Here is a 14,456-nt window from a genome sequence, read left to right as displayed (position 1 = left end):
GATCCACTCCGGTGACGTTAGCCCAGTGTCCCGCAATCCGACTCGCACAAACACCAGCAGCCTATATGCCTATATTCGTTACGCCTTTCGCCCAACTTGACCTCATCCGCCAACCTGACCAACTGCACGAGCCGTTGCAGGCCTTTGATGCCGCCGACGAATACCTGCTCACCCATGTGCACGCGCAGGGGCTACCTGATAACGCGCGGGTGTTGGTGCTCAATGACAGTTTCGGCGCATTGGCAGCCAGCTTGGCCGACCGGGCCGATGTCACCAGCAGCGGCGACTCACACCTCGGGTATCTGGGGCTGCAGGTCAACCTGCAGCGTAATCAGTTGCCGCCGCAGGCGGTGCGTTTTGTTCCGAGCAGTGCAACCGCCCAAGGGCCATTTGATTGGGTACTGGTCCGCGTACCCAAAACCCTGGCACTGCTGGAGGAACAACTGATTCGCCTACACGGCCAACTCGCCCCCGGCGCGCAGGTAATCGCTGCTGCCATGGTCAAGCACCTGCCCCGCGCAGCGGGTGACCTGCTGGAGCAATACATCGGCCCCGTGCAGGCTTCGCTGGCGGTGAAGAAAGCCCGCCTGCTGTTCGCCACGCCACAAGCCAAGCCAGCCCCCGTGTCGCCCTACCCCACGCGCTACCGCCTCGACACGCCGGCCATCGAGCTGTGCAACCATGCCAATGTGTTCTGCCGTGAAGACCTGGATATCGGCACCCGCGCATTCCTACCGCACGTGCCCAAGCACCTCAGCCGCCTGCGCGTGGCGGATTTAGGCTGCGGCAACGGCGTGCTCGGCATCGCCTACGCGCTGGGCAGCCCACAGGCCGAACTGACGCTGGTGGATGAGTCCTACATGGCGGTGCAATCGGCCGAGGAAAACTGGCGCACCGCCCTCGGCGAGCGCCCTGTGCATATCCGCGCTGACGATGGTTTGTCCGGGCAGGCGCCAGAATCACTGGACCTTGTGTTGTGCAACCCACCGTTTCACCAGCAACAAGTGGTGGGCGACTTTCTCGCCTGGCGCATGTTCCAACAGGCCAAGGCCGCCTTAGTCACCGGCGGTGAACTGTGGATCGTCGGCAACCGCCATCTGGGCTACCACGCCAAGCTCAAACGCATGTTCCGTGGCGTTGAACAGGTGGCGGCCACGCCAAAGTTTGTGGTGCTCAAAGCAATTAAGTAAGGCGCCCCTCGCCACTCAAGTCGGCCGCACAGCACTCAATCCGTCGAGATACCGCTCGTGGCGGCCAGCCGGCCGCCCGCTGCCTGCGCGCGCCGTGAATAACCCAGTACTTACGAATTTTTCACATTCTTTTGACAGGAATTTGAATACCGAGCCCCTAGGATGCGGGCATTGATTGCAGCTGCGCACTTCCCAGGCGACTCGCCTCATTACTCGGTACGCCATACCTCCTACGCTGGCGCGAAATCCACGTGGGTGAATACTGGCTCACTGAGTAAGACCGCACTCGCGCGCTGAGCCTGCAGCCCCCCAACAGGAACCTGATTGATGCTCGCCACGTCCACTCGCTACGCCTCGGGCCGTAACGGCTTGCGCCAACACCTGCTGTTCGCCGTACTGAGCGGCGTTTTATTGATGCTGCTGTACAGCATGCTGCGGGTGGCTCTGCTGGTGTACAACCATGAGTTGATTGGCGCGACCACTACTCGTGACCTGCTGGAAGCCTTTGGTAACGGCCTACGCTTTGATCTGCGCCTGGTGACCTTCGCGCTGGCTCCATTGGTTTTGGTGATTGGCAGCCGGCGCTTGATGGCGGCGCGGACCTGGCAGCTGACCTGGCTCAGCGCAGTGGCCAGCCTCACCTTGTTTCTCGGCATGCTGGAGCTGGACTTCTACCGCGAGTTTCATCAGCGCCTCAATGCCCTGGTTTTTCAGTACCTCGGCGAAGACCCGACCACGGTGATGAGCATGCTTTGGCATGGCTTCCCGGCGGGGCGTTACCTGATTGCCTGGGTACTGGCCACCTGGCTGTTGTTCAAGGCCCTGCAAGCCATTCACCGCCGAGTACCGCCAGCGGACCCGCGCCTTACAAAGGCATCGGGCGAGCGCTGGTATTGGCGTATCAGTGTCTTCACCCTGTGCCTGTTCCTCGCCGTGTTGGCCGTGCGCGGCACCTTGCGTCAGGGCCCACCGCTGCGCTGGGGCGATGCCAGCACCACCGAATCAGTATTTGCCAACCAACTGGGACTCAACGGCACCCTGACACTGGTCGATGCTGGCAAAGCGCGCTGGTCAGATCACCGTGATAATCAGTGGAAAGCCCGCTTGCCCGCCGCCGAAGCCCAAGCGCTGGTAAGGCAAATGTTGCTGACCCCGCAGGATCAGCTGATTGATGGCCACGACGCGGCGATCCGGCGGATCAGCACCCCGGCGCCGCACCTGCAATTGCCTGTGCGCAATGTGGTAGTGATCCTCATGGAAAGCTTCGCCGGGCACTACGTCGGCGCGCTGGGTGGCCGCGGCAACGTCACCCCCAACTTCGACCGCTTAAGCCAGGAGGGCCTGCTGTTCACCCGCTATTTCTCCAACGGCACCCACACTCACCAAGGCATGTTCGCCACCATGGCCTGCTTCCCTAACTTGCCCGGCTTCGAGTACCTGATGCAAAGCCCGGAGGGCTCGCATGATTTTTCGGGCCTGCCGCAGCTGTTGGGAGACCGTGGCTACGACGACCTATACGTGTACAACGGCGACTTTGGCTGGGACAACCAGAAAGGCTTCTTCGGCAACCAAGGCATGAGCCATTTCATTGGCCGCAACGACTATGTCGACCCGGTGTTTTCCGACCCAACCTGGGGCGTCTCCGACCAGGACATGTTTAACCGCGCTGACCAGGAACTGCGCAAGCTGGATCGCCAGCGGCCGTTCTATGCCCTGCTGCAAACCCTGTCCAACCACACCCCTTACGCCCTTCCCGAACCGCTGCCGGTGGCACCAGTCAGCGGCTTCGGCTCCAACGACGAACACCTCACGGCCATGCGCTATTCCGACTGGGCCCTGGGCCAGTTTTTTGAGAAAGCACGCAGCGCGCCTTACTTCAAGGACACCCTGTTCGTGATCGTCGGCGACCACGGCTTTGGCAGCCCCGAGCAGCTCAGCGACATCGACCTGTATCGCTTCCACGTACCCTTGCTGCTGATTGCCCCCGGTATCCAAGGGCAATTTGGCCAGCGCAACGACATTGCCGGCACCCAACTGGACATTGTGCCCACCATCATGGGCCGCTTGGGCGGGCCGGTGCAGCAGCAGTGCTGGGGTCGCGACCTGTTGGCGCTGAACCCTGCCGACCCAGGCATTGGCGTGATCAAACCATCAGGCAGCGACCAGACCGTCGCCCTGGTTTCCGGCAGCCACCTGATGATTCAGCCGCGTGGCGGCGCAGCGCGCCTGTACGACTACAGGCTGCACGAGAATGCAGGCGTCTCCCCCCTCGACAACGCAGCCCTGCAACAAGCGCTGCTGCCGCGCCTGCAGGCTTTTTTGCAGGTCGCCACCCAGAGCTTGCTGAGTAACACCGCAGGCGTCGGCGACAGCCAAGCCCGCACACGGCAGACCGCCTTGCAAGACGCCCCTGAAAACCGGTGATGACCATACGCTGGACGCACCGATTGTTGAGGACGGTATTCCAGCATGCCGCACAATGGCGCACGCGCGATGGTCAAGTGTGCAACCGAACACAGATCGAGCACGAATTCACGGCTGCGGGCTTTCGCATCACCGGCCATCGTGACCTCATCCCAGGCCTGGCCATGCTGCGCCTGTACGTGCTGCGCAAAAACAGTTGAAGCCGTCGCTACGACCTTGATCGACATGGCCTAACCCCCGAGGGCTGGGTATGCTGCACCTTTTTTGTGCGAGCGATTGCCATGCCTGTGTCCGATATTCTGCTGTTGGTACTTGCCGGGTTCGCTGCCGGCGGGATGAATGCACTGGCCGGGGGCGGAACGTTTTTCTCCTTCCCGGCACTGCTCGCAGCAGGGCTGCCGCCGGTAACAGCCAACGCCACCAACGCAGTTGCGCTATGGCCCGCCAGCCTGGCCGGCGCCTGGGCGGCGCGGGCATCACTGCGGCCACTGGGCGGTTATTTATGGCCCTTGCTGGCGGCAGGCCTGGCCGGTGGTTTGCTCGGTGGCGTGTTGCTGCTGCTGGGCGGTGATGCGGTATTTGCCAAACTCATTCCCTGGCTGTTGCTGCTCGCCACCGCGCTGTTTGCCGCCAGCCCCTGGCTCAGCCGCTGGTTGGCCGCGCGCCGTGGCGAAGCCGCGCAACCACCACACAGCCCGCTGTCGCTGGCGGCCCACGCCGGCGTGTCAATTTATGGCGGCTATTTCGGCGCCGGCATGGGCATTCTGCAACTGGCGGCGTTTTCCATTGAAGGCCACCCGCTGGCGCGCTCCAACGCTCTGAAAAACCTGATCTCGGCCGTCATCTATAGCGTGGCCACCGCCACCTTTATCATCGCTGGCCGGGTCAGTTGGTATGAGCTGGTGATTCTGCTGGTAGGGGCCACCGTCGGCGGTTATGTCGGCGGCGCACTGGGCCAACGCTTGCCCGCGCAACTGCTGCGCATGCTGGTGATCGGCGTGGGCAGCGGCATGACCGTCTATTACTTCTGGGTCACCTATTTCGCCCAATAACCCCGGCCAACCCGGTTCCTGAGTGCGCTCGGCAGCGGATGCCGAGCCTCCGCTCAAGCGCCGCTTGCACAGCGAGGATGAACCCCCGAAGCTATGCGCCTGTTTACTGGAGCGCCTGATGAACCTCGCCGAAATCACCACCCGCATGCATGCCATTCGTGACCACAACGACTGGCGGCCATTCCACAGCCCGAAGAACCTGGCCATGGCCGCCAGCGTGGAAATGGCCGAGCTGGTGGAAATTTTCCAGTGGCTGAGCGAGGCGCAGTCACGCCAACTATCCGCCGAACAACTCGCCCATGCCGGCCAGGAAGTCGGCGATATCGTCCTCTATCTGGTGCTGCTGTGTGGCGAACTGGGCCTGGACATGGAACAAGTGGTGCGCGCCAAGCTGGCCGATAACGAACGACGTTTTCTCGGAGAAACGCCATGAGTGATCGTCACTTCGACGAGCTGGCCACGCGCTTTGCCGAGAAGATCTACGGCGGTGCCAAGGGCGCGATTCGCCTGGCCGTACTTCAGGCCGATCTGGCCGAAGCCCTGCCCGAGCGCCCGCTGCGAGTGTTGGATATTGGCGCGGGGCTTGGCCATATGTCGCTGTGGCTGGCCGAACGCGGCCATCAGGTGACGCTGACCGAACCTGCCGAGCCGATGCTCAATGGCGCCCGCGAGCGCTTTGCTGCCGCAGGACAAGACGCCACCTTTATTCAGGCGCCTTGGCAAGACCTGCTCGGCCAGCTCGAGCAACCCTATGATTTGGTGGTGTGCCACGCGGTGCTGGAATGGCTGGCGGAACCGCACAGCATCCTGCCCGTGCTGCACCAGCTGTGCGCGCCGGGCGGCTGGCTGTCGCTGGCGTTCTATAACAAGGACGCACTGATCTACCGCAACCTGCTCAAGGGCCACTTCCGCAAACTGCGCAAAGCCGAGTTCGCCGGTGAGAAACAAAGCCTGACGCCGCAAATGCCGCTTGATCCGCGCGAGCTGGCGGCGCAACTTGAGACTAAGTGGCAGGTCGAAAGCCAGAGTGGCGTACGGGTGTTTCACGACTATATGCCACAGCCTTTCCAGGCCAAGGCCGAGCTGACTGACCTGCTGGAAATGGAGCTGGCCTACCGTCGCCACCCCAGCTTTGCCGGGCTGGGCCGTTATCTGCACTGGATCTGCCGGCCACGCTAACTGCCATCGCACTGGAGGCATGCAACGCGATGAAACAACTTGGCGCCTTACTGCTACTGGCCACCCTCGCGGCCTGTCAGAGCCACAACCCTTATGTCGCCGACAGCAAACCGCTGCCGCCGGCACCTGCGCACTCGCCGCAACAGCTGGACCGCAGCGCCTACCCCGCCGCGCCGCGCGACTATGGCCGCTACCGCACCTGGAGCTGGCAGCAGCTACCGGCTGGCAGCGCCTGGGCCAGCTCCGAGCAGGTGCAGGAAGCCCTGAGCAATGCCCTCGACCAACGCGGCCTGCGCCCGCATCGTGCCGGTAAAACCAGCGACCTCAAGGTCAGCGTCGAGCTGCGCTTGGAGCAACGTATCCGCCAGGTCAGCGAACGCTACGGCAGCCATTACGGCCACAGCCGTTATGGCGATGAGTACGGTATGTGGGGTAGCGCGCCGCTGGTACGCAGCTATACCGAAGACGTCATGGTGGTGCGCATCGAGTTATTCGATGGCCAAGATGGTCAGCTGATCTGGAGCGCCAGCGCTGAAACCCTCAGCAGCGGCAGCCAGAGTGAACGCGCCGCCGCGCTGCGCAATGCGCTACAACAGGCCCTGGCGGCATACCCGCCAAACTGATTGCTTAACCCGAGGAGAGCACCCATGCGTGCATCACTGCTGTTACTGCCCCTGCTGCTGATCCTCAGCGCCTGCCAGACGCCGCAGCTGGAACGCGACTTCGACCCCAACCGCGATTTTGCCGCCTACCGCAGCTGGAGCTGGCAGGAACCCGCCGTGCAATACAAACCCAACGATCCGCGCATCAACAGCGACCTCACCAGCCAGCGCATCCGCAGCGCTGTCAGCGAACAGCTCGACCAACGTGGCCTGCGCGCGGCAGCCGCAAACACGCCGGGCGACCTCAAGGTGCAAGTGTGGATGATCGTCGACAACCGCCAGCAGCAGGTCAGCACTCAGGTGGGCGGCTGGAGCGACCCATGGGGCGGCGGTTTCTGGGGCGGCCCGAGTTACGTGGAAACCCGCACCCTGGACTATCAGGTCGGCACCCTGCAGATCGACCTGCTCGACGGCAAGGACGGCAAACTGGTCTGGCGCGGCAGTGCCGAACAGGTGTTGCGCAGCCGCCAACCCAGCCCCAGCGAACGCGAAGCGTCGATTCGCGCAACAGTCGCCGAAGTGCTGAGCCAATACCCACCGCGCTGAGCGCACCTCACTAACAAGGATGTTGCATGAACCCAACCCCACACCTCAGCCATCGCCCCGCGGCGGCGGCTGACCTGGCTGAGATCGTCGGCTTTCCACAAAACGCCGATGAGCTGTTTTTCTGTTACCCAAAGGCCGATTGGCCATTGAGTATCGGTCAGCTGGCCGCCGCCATGGCCGAGCGCCGCGACAGTACCGTGGTGCTGCTCGATGGCCGGGTAGCCGGCTTTGCCAACTTCTACCAATGGCACTACGACGACCACTGCGCCCTCGGCAACCTGATGGTCGCCCCCTGGGCCCGTGGCCATGGCGTGGCGCACTATCTGGTGGCGGTGATGGAGCAGCTGGCGCGCGAGCATTACCACGCCAAACGCATGCAGGTGTCGTGCTTTAACGCCAACAGCGCCGGCCTGCTGCTTTACCCCAAGCTCGGCTATGCCTTGAGTGATGTGGTCGAACGGCGTGATCCCAAGGGCCAGCGCGTAGCTCTGATCCAGTTCAGCAAAACACTCTGAACCCCAGCTACATATCCCAGTCCGGCGCATCCTCCAACCGCTCAATCAGAAAATCCAGCAGCGCGCGCAACGCCGGTGGCATCTGCCGGCGCGTGCCGTAGAGGGCGTGGATGCCCAGTTGCTGCGGTTCGTAGTCAGGCAGCACCTGCACCAGCGCCCCAGAGCGCAAGTGTTCGCTGACCGAGTAACGCGGCTGCAGGCTGATGCCGATATCGGCCAGCACGGCCTCTAGCAGTACCATGGACTCATTGGCGCTGAGGTTGCCGCTGACCGCCACGGCATGCGGCTCACCGGCGCGAGTGAACTCCCAGATGCTGCGGCCAAAATAGGCATAACTCAGGCAATTGTGTTGGGCCAGGTCCTCGGGCCGCTGCGGCGTGCCATGCCTGGCCAGGTACGCGGGTGTTGCGCACACCACCGAACGGCACACCGCCAGCTGGCGGGCGATCAGGTTGGGGTCGAGCTGATTGGTGATGCGCAGGGCCAGGTCGATACGCGCTTCAACCAGATTGACCGCCTGGCTGCCCACCAGCAGATCGACGCTGACCTGCGGATACAGCCGGGTGAAGTCATCCAGTGCGTGCACCAGCCAGGCCTGGGCCAGCGACTGGCTGCAGGCGATGCGCAAGGTGCCACGCGGCGCAGCCTCATCGGTGCGGCTAACACTCTGCATGGCGTCGGCCATGGCCAGCATCTCGCGGCACTGGCCGAGCAACTGCTCGCCCGCACCGGTCAAGCTCAGCTTGCGCGTGGTGCGGTGCAGCAGGCGCGCGCCGACCCAGGCTTCCAGCTCGCCGAGATAGCGCGAAACCATCGCCCGCGACATCTCCAGCGCTTCGGCCGCAGCAGTCTGGCTGCCGCGCTCCACCACTTCGACAAATACCCGGGTTGCCGTTAGCCGATCCATGATTAGCCCACTTAGCGCAACAAATATGCGCAGATTAAGGGGCTTTTTGATCGATTTAAAGCAACTAAGATCGCCTCACTTACTCAACAGGAGATCACCATGTCGATTCTCGGCTACATGCGCAGCCTGCTTACCCTTGCCACCACCGCGATTGCCCAACCGCTGACCCTGGACGTCTACAACCCAGGCGACAAGGCGATTTTCCCCGTGACCTCGACACTGATCAGCGGCGAGCGCGATGCCATTCTGGTTGACGCACAGTTCTCCACCCGCGAAGCCCAGGAGTTGGTCGAGCGCATTCAAGCCAGCGGCAAAAACCTCACCACCATCTTTATCAGCCACGGCGACCCGGATTTCTACTTCGGCCTGGACACCCTGAGCCGCGCCTTCCCCAACGCCAAGGTAGTGGCCACGCCGCAGACCATCGCCTATATCGAGAAAAGCCGTGAACCGAAGCTGGCCTACTGGGGCCCGATCCTCAAGGACAGCGCACCGGCCCGCACAGTGGTGCCGCAAGCCCTGCAAGGCGACCACCTAAGCCTGGAAGGCCAGCGCATCGAGCTGATCGGCCATGACCCCAAGCACACCAGCCTGTGGATTCCGAGCATCAAAGCAGTGGTCGGCGGCGTGCTGACCTACGCCAACATCCACCCCTGGATTGCCGATGCACAAACAGCAGAGGCGCGTAAATCCTGGCTGAAATCACTGGATGAGCTGCAAGCGCTGGAGCCGAAAACCCTGGTGCCGGGGCACTTTATGGGCCAACCCAAGCTGAACCTGGATGACCTGCGCTTTACCCGCAACTACCTCAATGACCTAGAGGCCGTATTGCCCAACGCCAAGAACAGTCAGGCGCTGATTGCAGCGATGAAGGCCAAGTATCCAGCCCTGCTCGACGCCAGCAGCCTGGAACTGAGCGCCAAGGTACTCAAGGGTGAAATGCAGTGGCCGTAAGCCACAGCCGCTGATTAGCAACGCACCACACGCAAAAGGCCTGGGTCAAAAACCCAGGCCTTTTGCGTGCGCTAAGCGGCAATCTGGCTTTGCTCAGGCTGACGAGGCGGACAGTTTTTACGGCATACTCACCCGCTCTTTTGCCCTGGAGACACCCCATGCCTGCCCCGATCTGGTGGTTGCTGGCCCTGCCATTCATTGCCGGCGCTTGCCTGCCACTGCAAGCAGGCATTAACGGCCAACTGGCCAAACAGGTGTCCAGTGTATTGGCCGCAGCGCTGATTTCCTTCGCCGTGGGCACCCTGGCGTTACTGCTGTTAGTGCTCGCCCAACGCGAGTTTCCCAGCCTTGGCGCCCTCAAAGGCCTGACCTGGTGGCACTGGAGCGGTGGCCTGCTGGGGGTGATGTTTATCGCCACCGCCGCGTTTGCCGGCCCCAAGGTCGGTGCCGTGCTGTTTATGGCACTGGTGATCGCCGGGCAACTGAGCATGGCCCTGACCCTAGACCACTTCGGCTGGGCCGGCTTTCGCGAAGCGCCGATTACTGCGGGCAAAATCGGCGGCGTACTGCTGATCGTCGCCGGCATCTGGCTGATCCGCCGCAGTTAAGCGCCCGGCCGGCCTTCACGCTCAAAGCGGTAAAACAGGTTGGGTTCACTGACCAGATAAAGGTTGCCTTGGTTATCCAGGGTCAGCCCCTCGGCCTGTGGCACGCTGTCTTGCAGCCCGGCAAAGCCGCTGAGTAACGAGCGGAAGCTGATCAGCTTACCGTCCTCGGCGTCCAGCTCAATCATCAACTTGGACTCATCACTGAGCAGGGCCAGATGCCCGGTCTGCTCGTCGTAGTGCACCGATGACAGGTCCGTGGCAAACACCTTGTGCTCGATCCACGCCTGGCGGTCGATCACCTGCAAATTGAAGTCGCCTTGGACGCTGGATTTCAGGCCACGCACCTCGTACAGCTTGCGTGGTGAATGCTCCTTGACCACATACAGGCGGTCATTCGCGCGGTCATAGCCAACGCCTTCAAAACCTTTATTGCCACCGAGGTCGATGCCCAAGGTCAGCGCCCGGTGATCTTCACGAAACAGGGCGCCGGTTTTTTCCGGCAGCCGGACCACCACCAATGCCTGGTCGCGTTCCTCGGCCAGCAGCAAGAGGTTATCGCCCAGGTAGGTGATGCCTTCGACATCGCTGAAACCGCTGAGCGGATAACGCGCCAGCAGCTCGCCCTCCTTGCTCAGGGCCAGCAGCTCTTCAGGGTTATTGACCACCGCCCAGAGCTGGTCGCGCCCTTCGTCGTAGGTCAGCCCGGACAGGTTGTCGCTCACCCCGGCGACCGGCAACGCATCAATCCGCACTTGGTAGCCAGGCAACCACAGGCTGCGGTGTTGCCACTCGGTCTCATGCCAGGACGTCTTGATCCAGAAATACAGGCGGTTATCCAAATGCTGCACGCCCACCTGGTAAACCAGGGTCAGCGCCAGCAATAACAGCGCCCATTTCCATGGGCTGATCTCAGGTAGCCGTCCTAGCCCCCCTTTCGCAGCGGACATCATCAATAGTCTTACTCGCGTGCTGGCGGGAAACAGCAGTGTGCTGTGTAAACATGACAGCCCTGCACGCGCAAAATACAAGTGATCGCCCAGGCAGGGTTGCGGTTTTAGGAGTGCACGGCTGCGCAGGAGTTCCCCGCGCCAGCGCCAGGCCGGCCCCACGGATTTGGCTATGGGCGCCTACGGCCACTCGCGGATTCGTCAGTTCCTGGTCGGCAGCACCACCAGTACCCTGCTGCGCACCAGCAACAGCGCGCTGCTGATTCTGCGCTAAAGCCTCAGCGCCCGCCTCAAACAGCGCGATAGCAATCTGACAGCTTTTTCAAAAGCAACGCGTTATGCTGCGATCAGGCCTTTATTTTGTGATCACAGACCATGACTGAAGCCCAGGTCCCTCGCCAGCCACACGCCTTCGTCCTTTGGCGCGAAGCGCAGGACACGCGCATCCGCTCGCCGCTGGGAGGTATTTATTACCTACTGGCGTGGCTGCTGACCTGGATCTTCAGTGACGCCCCTGACTCGCTGCTACTGCCCGGAGCACTGGGCCTTGCCGTGTTTACCCTCTTGCTGGCACTGCGCGTGCTGCACCGCCTGCCGCAGGCGCAGACCAGCGAGTCGCTGGACCGCTGGCTCAATCTGCACTGGAGCCTGATTCTGATCACCGCACTGAGCTGGGGGCTTGCCCACGCCCTGGCGCAGAAAAGCCCGCTGTTCAGCAGTTCAGTGACCATCGCCACCCTCAGCACCATCGCCTTCAGCACCGCGCTGGCGTTTAACTTCGCCATGCGCAAAAAGCGCGCAATCCTCGCGCTGTTGCTGATTTACCTGCCTGGCCTGCTGGTACTGGCGCTGCAATGGCGCGAGCAGTACGCCATCCTCATTACCCTGAGTGTCTACCTGAGCTACCTGCTGCTGGTGCTGAGCCGCAGCCACCGCGAATACCACAACACCCTGGCATTGGAGCTGCAGCTGCTCGAACAACAGGAACGTCTCGACCAGCTCAGCCGCACCGACAGCCTGACCCAGCTGGGCAACCGCTATCAGTTCAACAGCCTGTTCCCGGTGATGGTGGCCAACGCCCAACGCGAGTGCCAGCCGCTGTCGCTGGTGCTGCTGGACATCGACTTCTTCAAGCGGATTAACGACGAGTTCGGCCACGCCTGTGGCGACAGCTGCCTCAGTGCTTTTGCCGAGCGCATGCGGCAAAACTTCCGCCGCGACAGCGACGCCCTGCTGCGCCTGGGCGGTGAAGAGTTCGGCATCCTGATGCCCAACACCCCGCTGGATCAGGCGCGCCAGCTGGCCGAGCAGTTTCGCCAGGAACTGGAGCGCGAAGGCTTCCACGTACCAGGGGCGATTCTGCCGCTGACCGCCAGCCTCGGCGTGGGTTGCTATGACATGCCGCGCGACGGCAGCGCCGAAGCGTTTTTCAAGCGAGTGGACGATGCGCTGTATCAGGCCAAGGCGGCCGGGCGCAATCGCCTGGAGCTGGCCTGAAAGCGGCGGCACGAACGTGCCGCCGGATAACACCTAAAGACGGAAGCTGCCCATCTGCTGGGCCAGGTCATCGGCCAAACCACGCAGCGTTTTGCAGTCCTCTTTACACACCTGCACCTCACCGGCGGTGGCGTGTGCCAGGTCGGCAATGCCCTGCACGTTACGGTTGATCTCTTCGGTTACCGACGACTGCTCCTCCGTCGCCGCAGCCACCTGAGTGTTCATGTCGCTGATGCGCTCAATCTGATCGGTAATCGCACGCAGTGACTGGCCGGTGCGCTGGCTGGACTCAACCCCAGTGCCGGTGGCGCTTTGCCCGGCATGCATGGAGTTCACGGCAGTTTCCGCCCCCAGCTTGAGGCGCTGAATCATCTGCTGAATTTCATCGGTGGAGCTTTGCGTACGGCTGGCCAGGGTGCGCACCTCATCGGCCACCACGGCAAAGCCACGGCCCATTTCCCCGGCACGGGCTGCTTCGATGGCCGCGTTAAGCGCGAGCAAATTGGTTTGCTCGGAAATACCGCGAATAACCGCCAACACCTGATCAATCGACGCCACCTGCTCGGCCAGCTCACCGACCGCAGACGCGGCACTGCCAATATCAGCGGACATCGCCTCGATATGACAGATGGACTCGCCCACCACCGTGCGCGCCTGTTGCGCCTCTTCCCGCGCCGAATGCGACGCCTGCGCCGCACTGCTGGCGTTGCCGGCAATTTCCTGCACGGTCAGGCCCATCTCATGTACGGCGGTGGCGACCATGTCAGTCATTTCCTGCTGCTGACTGGCGCGCCCCGCGGTGTTATCGACCACCTGCGCCACCTGGCTGACTGCCGCGCGCAGGCGCTCGCTGGTCGCCAAGACATCGCCGATCAGGTTGCGCTGGCCACCGATAAACCGGTTAAAGCCACGCGCCAGATCCCCCAGCTCGTCTGCGCGGGACTCGTCCAGCTGCCGGGTAAGATCACCGCCACCGCCGCCAATTTCCACCAGCGCCCGGGTTACCTGGCGGATCGGCCGCACCAAACCACGCGCCAGCAGTACCACCAGACCGAGGAAAAACAGCGCCACGGCAGCCCCGATGACACTGGTCAGCAACAGCGCCTGGCGGGCCTCGGCATACACCTCGGCCTCCGGCACCTCACTGACCAGCACCCAGTCGAGGCTGCTGAGCTTCTGCGCCACGGCCAGATAAGGCTCCCCCTCGCGCTCAAAACGCACCGCCTTGCCATGGTTATTCAGCAGCTGCTCGGCGGGCGCTTGCCCCAACAGCTCAGCAAGGCGGCCACTGCCGCTTAGCTCGGCCTGTGGATGCACCTTGATGCCGCCCTGGGCATCGCTCAGGAACACCTGCCCCCGCTCACCAAAACGAAAGTCATGAATCATTTGCGACATGGCTTTCAGGCTGAAGCCCAGGCCCGCCACCCCAAGCACCGTATTGCCCTGCTTGATCCGCTGGTTGATAAACAGCGTGAGCTGGCGCGTGCGTTTGTCGATATCAATGGCCATGACCTGGTCACGATCACCGTCGACCAGCCGGTAAAACCACTGATTCTCCGGCTGAGTGCGATTGATCACCCGCGTCAGGCCCTCGCCGGTGATGTAGTGCCCACTGTCCAGCACGGCAACCGAGGTGGTCATGGCGTTCTGCTGCTGACGCACGCCCTCCAAATAGCGGGCTACCTGCTCGCGCTGATCGGCGGACTCACCGGCCGCAAGCCAGTCCTGCACAAAGGCATTAGTGGCAATCCCGGCGTTCGCCGTAACCGGCGCCGTCAGCACCCGCTCCAGGTCGTTGCGAATCGCCAGCACCCGCGCCGGCAACGCCTCCTCAACCAGAAAGCGTTCAGTCAATCGGTTGACCACCGCGGAGTAAACACCGACCACAATCAGAATACTGGCGAGCAGGGCCGCGCCCATGCTAAGGATCAGTTGCCACTGGATGCTGCGCTTCCACAAGCCCATGGGGTTGCCT

15 protein-coding genes and 2 pseudogenes are annotated in these 14,456 nt (G+C 62.6%); 13 read left to right on the top strand and 4 right to left on the bottom strand.

Features of this window, described 5'->3' with window-relative positions:
* Positions 1-65 precede the first annotated feature (65 nt).
* The 9 genes from AC0J6G_RS00630 to AC0J6G_RS00590 all read left to right on the top strand — a co-directional run bounded on the left by AC0J6G_RS00630 (position 66) and on the right by AC0J6G_RS00590 (position 7,568).
* A complete protein-coding gene (locus AC0J6G_RS00630) occupies positions 66-1,190 on the top strand; it encodes a methyltransferase (RefSeq protein ID WP_475250492.1) in 1,125 nt (374 codons plus the stop codon).
* A gap of 327 nt (positions 1,191-1,517) precedes the next feature.
* Positions 1,518-3,614 carry an LTA synthase family protein gene (locus AC0J6G_RS00625; RefSeq protein WP_475250491.1) on the top strand — a complete coding sequence of 699 codons (2,097 nt, stop codon included), beginning with the start codon at positions 1,518-1,520 and terminating at the stop codon, positions 3,612-3,614.
* Positions 3,614-3,814 carry a hypothetical protein gene (locus AC0J6G_RS00620; RefSeq protein WP_475250490.1) on the top strand — a complete coding sequence of 67 codons (201 nt, stop codon included), beginning with the start codon at positions 3,614-3,616 and terminating at the stop codon, positions 3,812-3,814. The genes AC0J6G_RS00625 and AC0J6G_RS00620 overlap by 1 nt, the downstream gene beginning before the upstream one ends.
* Positions 3,815-3,895: 81 nt before the next feature.
* Entirely contained in the window at positions 3,896-4,666 is a 771-nt protein-coding gene (locus tag AC0J6G_RS00615; RefSeq protein ID WP_475250489.1) for a sulfite exporter TauE/SafE family protein, read from the top strand.
* Between the two features lie 118 nt (positions 4,667-4,784).
* Positions 4,785-5,099, top strand: a complete 315-nt coding sequence (locus AC0J6G_RS00610; protein ID WP_475250488.1) for a nucleotide pyrophosphohydrolase — start codon at positions 4,785-4,787, stop codon at positions 5,097-5,099.
* Positions 5,096-5,845 carry a methyltransferase gene (locus AC0J6G_RS00605; RefSeq protein WP_475250487.1) on the top strand — a complete coding sequence of 250 codons (750 nt, stop codon included), beginning with the start codon at positions 5,096-5,098 and terminating at the stop codon, positions 5,843-5,845. The genes AC0J6G_RS00610 and AC0J6G_RS00605 overlap by 4 nt, the downstream gene beginning before the upstream one ends.
* A 29-nt stretch (positions 5,846-5,874) precedes the next feature.
* Positions 5,875-6,468 (top strand): DUF4136 domain-containing protein, encoded by a 594-nt coding sequence (locus AC0J6G_RS00600; RefSeq protein WP_475250486.1) that lies wholly within the window; start codon positions 5,875-5,877, stop codon positions 6,466-6,468.
* Positions 6,469-6,492: 24 nt separating this feature from the next.
* A complete protein-coding gene (locus AC0J6G_RS00595) occupies positions 6,493-7,053 on the top strand; it encodes a DUF4136 domain-containing protein (protein WP_475250485.1) in 561 nt (186 codons plus the stop codon).
* A gap of 26 nt (positions 7,054-7,079) precedes the next feature.
* Positions 7,080-7,568 carry an N-acetyltransferase family protein gene (locus AC0J6G_RS00590; RefSeq protein ID WP_475250484.1) on the top strand — a complete coding sequence of 163 codons (489 nt, stop codon included), beginning with the start codon at positions 7,080-7,082 and terminating at the stop codon, positions 7,566-7,568.
* A gap of 7 nt (positions 7,569-7,575) precedes the next feature.
* Here the strand turns inward: AC0J6G_RS00590 and AC0J6G_RS00585 are convergent, their stop codons facing one another.
* Entirely contained in the window at positions 7,576-8,475 is a 900-nt protein-coding gene (locus AC0J6G_RS00585; RefSeq protein WP_475250483.1) for a LysR family transcriptional regulator, read from the bottom strand.
* Positions 8,476-8,574: 99 nt separating this feature from the next.
* Between AC0J6G_RS00585 and AC0J6G_RS00580 the strand changes: the two genes are divergently transcribed.
* Positions 8,575-9,429 (top strand): MBL fold metallo-hydrolase, encoded by an 855-nt coding sequence (locus AC0J6G_RS00580; protein ID WP_475250482.1) that lies wholly within the window; start codon positions 8,575-8,577, stop codon positions 9,427-9,429.
* A 158-nt stretch (positions 9,430-9,587) separates the two neighbouring features.
* Positions 9,588-10,037: a DMT family transporter gene (locus AC0J6G_RS00575; protein ID WP_475250481.1), complete on the top strand. Its 450-nt coding sequence runs from the start codon at positions 9,588-9,590 to the stop codon at positions 10,035-10,037.
* Here the strand turns inward: AC0J6G_RS00575 and AC0J6G_RS00570 are convergent.
* Positions 10,034-10,987: an SdiA-regulated domain-containing protein gene (locus AC0J6G_RS00570; RefSeq protein WP_475250480.1), complete on the bottom strand. Its 954-nt coding sequence runs from the start codon at positions 10,985-10,987 to the stop codon at positions 10,034-10,036. The genes AC0J6G_RS00575 and AC0J6G_RS00570 overlap by 4 nt on opposite strands.
* Before the next feature lie 160 nt (positions 10,988-11,147).
* Between AC0J6G_RS00570 and AC0J6G_RS00565 the strand changes: the two are divergent.
* Both AC0J6G_RS00565 and AC0J6G_RS00560 read left to right on the top strand, forming a co-directional pair.
* Positions 11,148-11,258: pseudogene (locus tag AC0J6G_RS00565) on the top strand (universal stress protein); the annotation flags it as partial.
* Positions 11,259-11,359: 101 nt separating this feature from the next.
* On the top strand, positions 11,360-12,481 hold the full coding sequence (locus AC0J6G_RS00560) for a GGDEF domain-containing protein (RefSeq protein WP_475250479.1): 1,122 nt from the start codon (positions 11,360-11,362) through the stop codon (positions 12,479-12,481).
* Between the two features lie 33 nt (positions 12,482-12,514).
* Here AC0J6G_RS00560 and AC0J6G_RS00555 read toward each other — a convergent pair whose 3' ends face one another.
* On the bottom strand, positions 12,515-13,243 hold the full coding sequence (locus AC0J6G_RS00555) for a methyl-accepting chemotaxis protein (RefSeq protein ID WP_475253536.1): 729 nt from the start codon (positions 13,241-13,243) through the stop codon (positions 12,515-12,517).
* Between the two features lie 141 nt (positions 13,244-13,384).
* A pseudogene (locus AC0J6G_RS00550) lies at positions 13,385-14,401 on the bottom strand (HAMP domain-containing protein); the annotation flags it as partial.
* Positions 14,402-14,456: the final 55 nt, after the last annotated feature.

The sequence above is a fragment of the Pseudomonas sp. TS_SC_3 genome (assembly GCF_056156225.1).
This window is presented reverse-complemented; position numbering and strand designations above follow the sequence as displayed.

Excerpts from the sequence above, each read along its gene's own strand:
- AC0J6G_RS00630 (WP_475250492.1), top strand. The coding sequence starts at position 66 with ATGCCTATATTCGTTACGCCTTTCGCCCAACTTGACCTCATCCGCCAA.
- AC0J6G_RS00625 (WP_475250491.1), top strand. The coding sequence starts at position 1,518 with ATGCTCGCCACGTCCACTCGCTACGCCTCGGGCCGTAACGGCTTGCGC.
- AC0J6G_RS00620 (WP_475250490.1), top strand. The coding sequence starts at position 3,614 with ATGACCATACGCTGGACGCACCGATTGTTGAGGACGGTATTCCAGCAT.
- AC0J6G_RS00615 (WP_475250489.1), top strand. The coding sequence starts at position 3,896 with ATGCCTGTGTCCGATATTCTGCTGTTGGTACTTGCCGGGTTCGCTGCC.
- AC0J6G_RS00610 (WP_475250488.1), top strand. The coding sequence starts at position 4,785 with ATGAACCTCGCCGAAATCACCACCCGCATGCATGCCATTCGTGACCAC.
- AC0J6G_RS00605 (WP_475250487.1), top strand. The coding sequence starts at position 5,096 with ATGAGTGATCGTCACTTCGACGAGCTGGCCACGCGCTTTGCCGAGAAG.
- AC0J6G_RS00600 (WP_475250486.1), top strand. The coding sequence starts at position 5,875 with ATGAAACAACTTGGCGCCTTACTGCTACTGGCCACCCTCGCGGCCTGT.
- AC0J6G_RS00595 (WP_475250485.1), top strand. The coding sequence starts at position 6,493 with ATGCGTGCATCACTGCTGTTACTGCCCCTGCTGCTGATCCTCAGCGCC.
- AC0J6G_RS00590 (WP_475250484.1), top strand. The coding sequence starts at position 7,080 with ATGAACCCAACCCCACACCTCAGCCATCGCCCCGCGGCGGCGGCTGAC.
- AC0J6G_RS00585 (WP_475250483.1), bottom strand. The coding sequence starts at position 8,475 with ATGGATCGGCTAACGGCAACCCGGGTATTTGTCGAAGTGGTGGAGCGC.
- AC0J6G_RS00580 (WP_475250482.1), top strand. The coding sequence starts at position 8,575 with ATGTCGATTCTCGGCTACATGCGCAGCCTGCTTACCCTTGCCACCACC.
- AC0J6G_RS00575 (WP_475250481.1), top strand. The coding sequence starts at position 9,588 with ATGCCTGCCCCGATCTGGTGGTTGCTGGCCCTGCCATTCATTGCCGGC.
- AC0J6G_RS00570 (WP_475250480.1), bottom strand. The coding sequence starts at position 10,987 with ATGATGTCCGCTGCGAAAGGGGGGCTAGGACGGCTACCTGAGATCAGC.
- AC0J6G_RS00560 (WP_475250479.1), top strand. The coding sequence starts at position 11,360 with ATGACTGAAGCCCAGGTCCCTCGCCAGCCACACGCCTTCGTCCTTTGG.
- AC0J6G_RS00555 (WP_475253536.1), bottom strand. The coding sequence starts at position 13,243 with ATGGTCGCCACCGCCGTACATGAGATGGGCCTGACCGTGCAGGAAATT.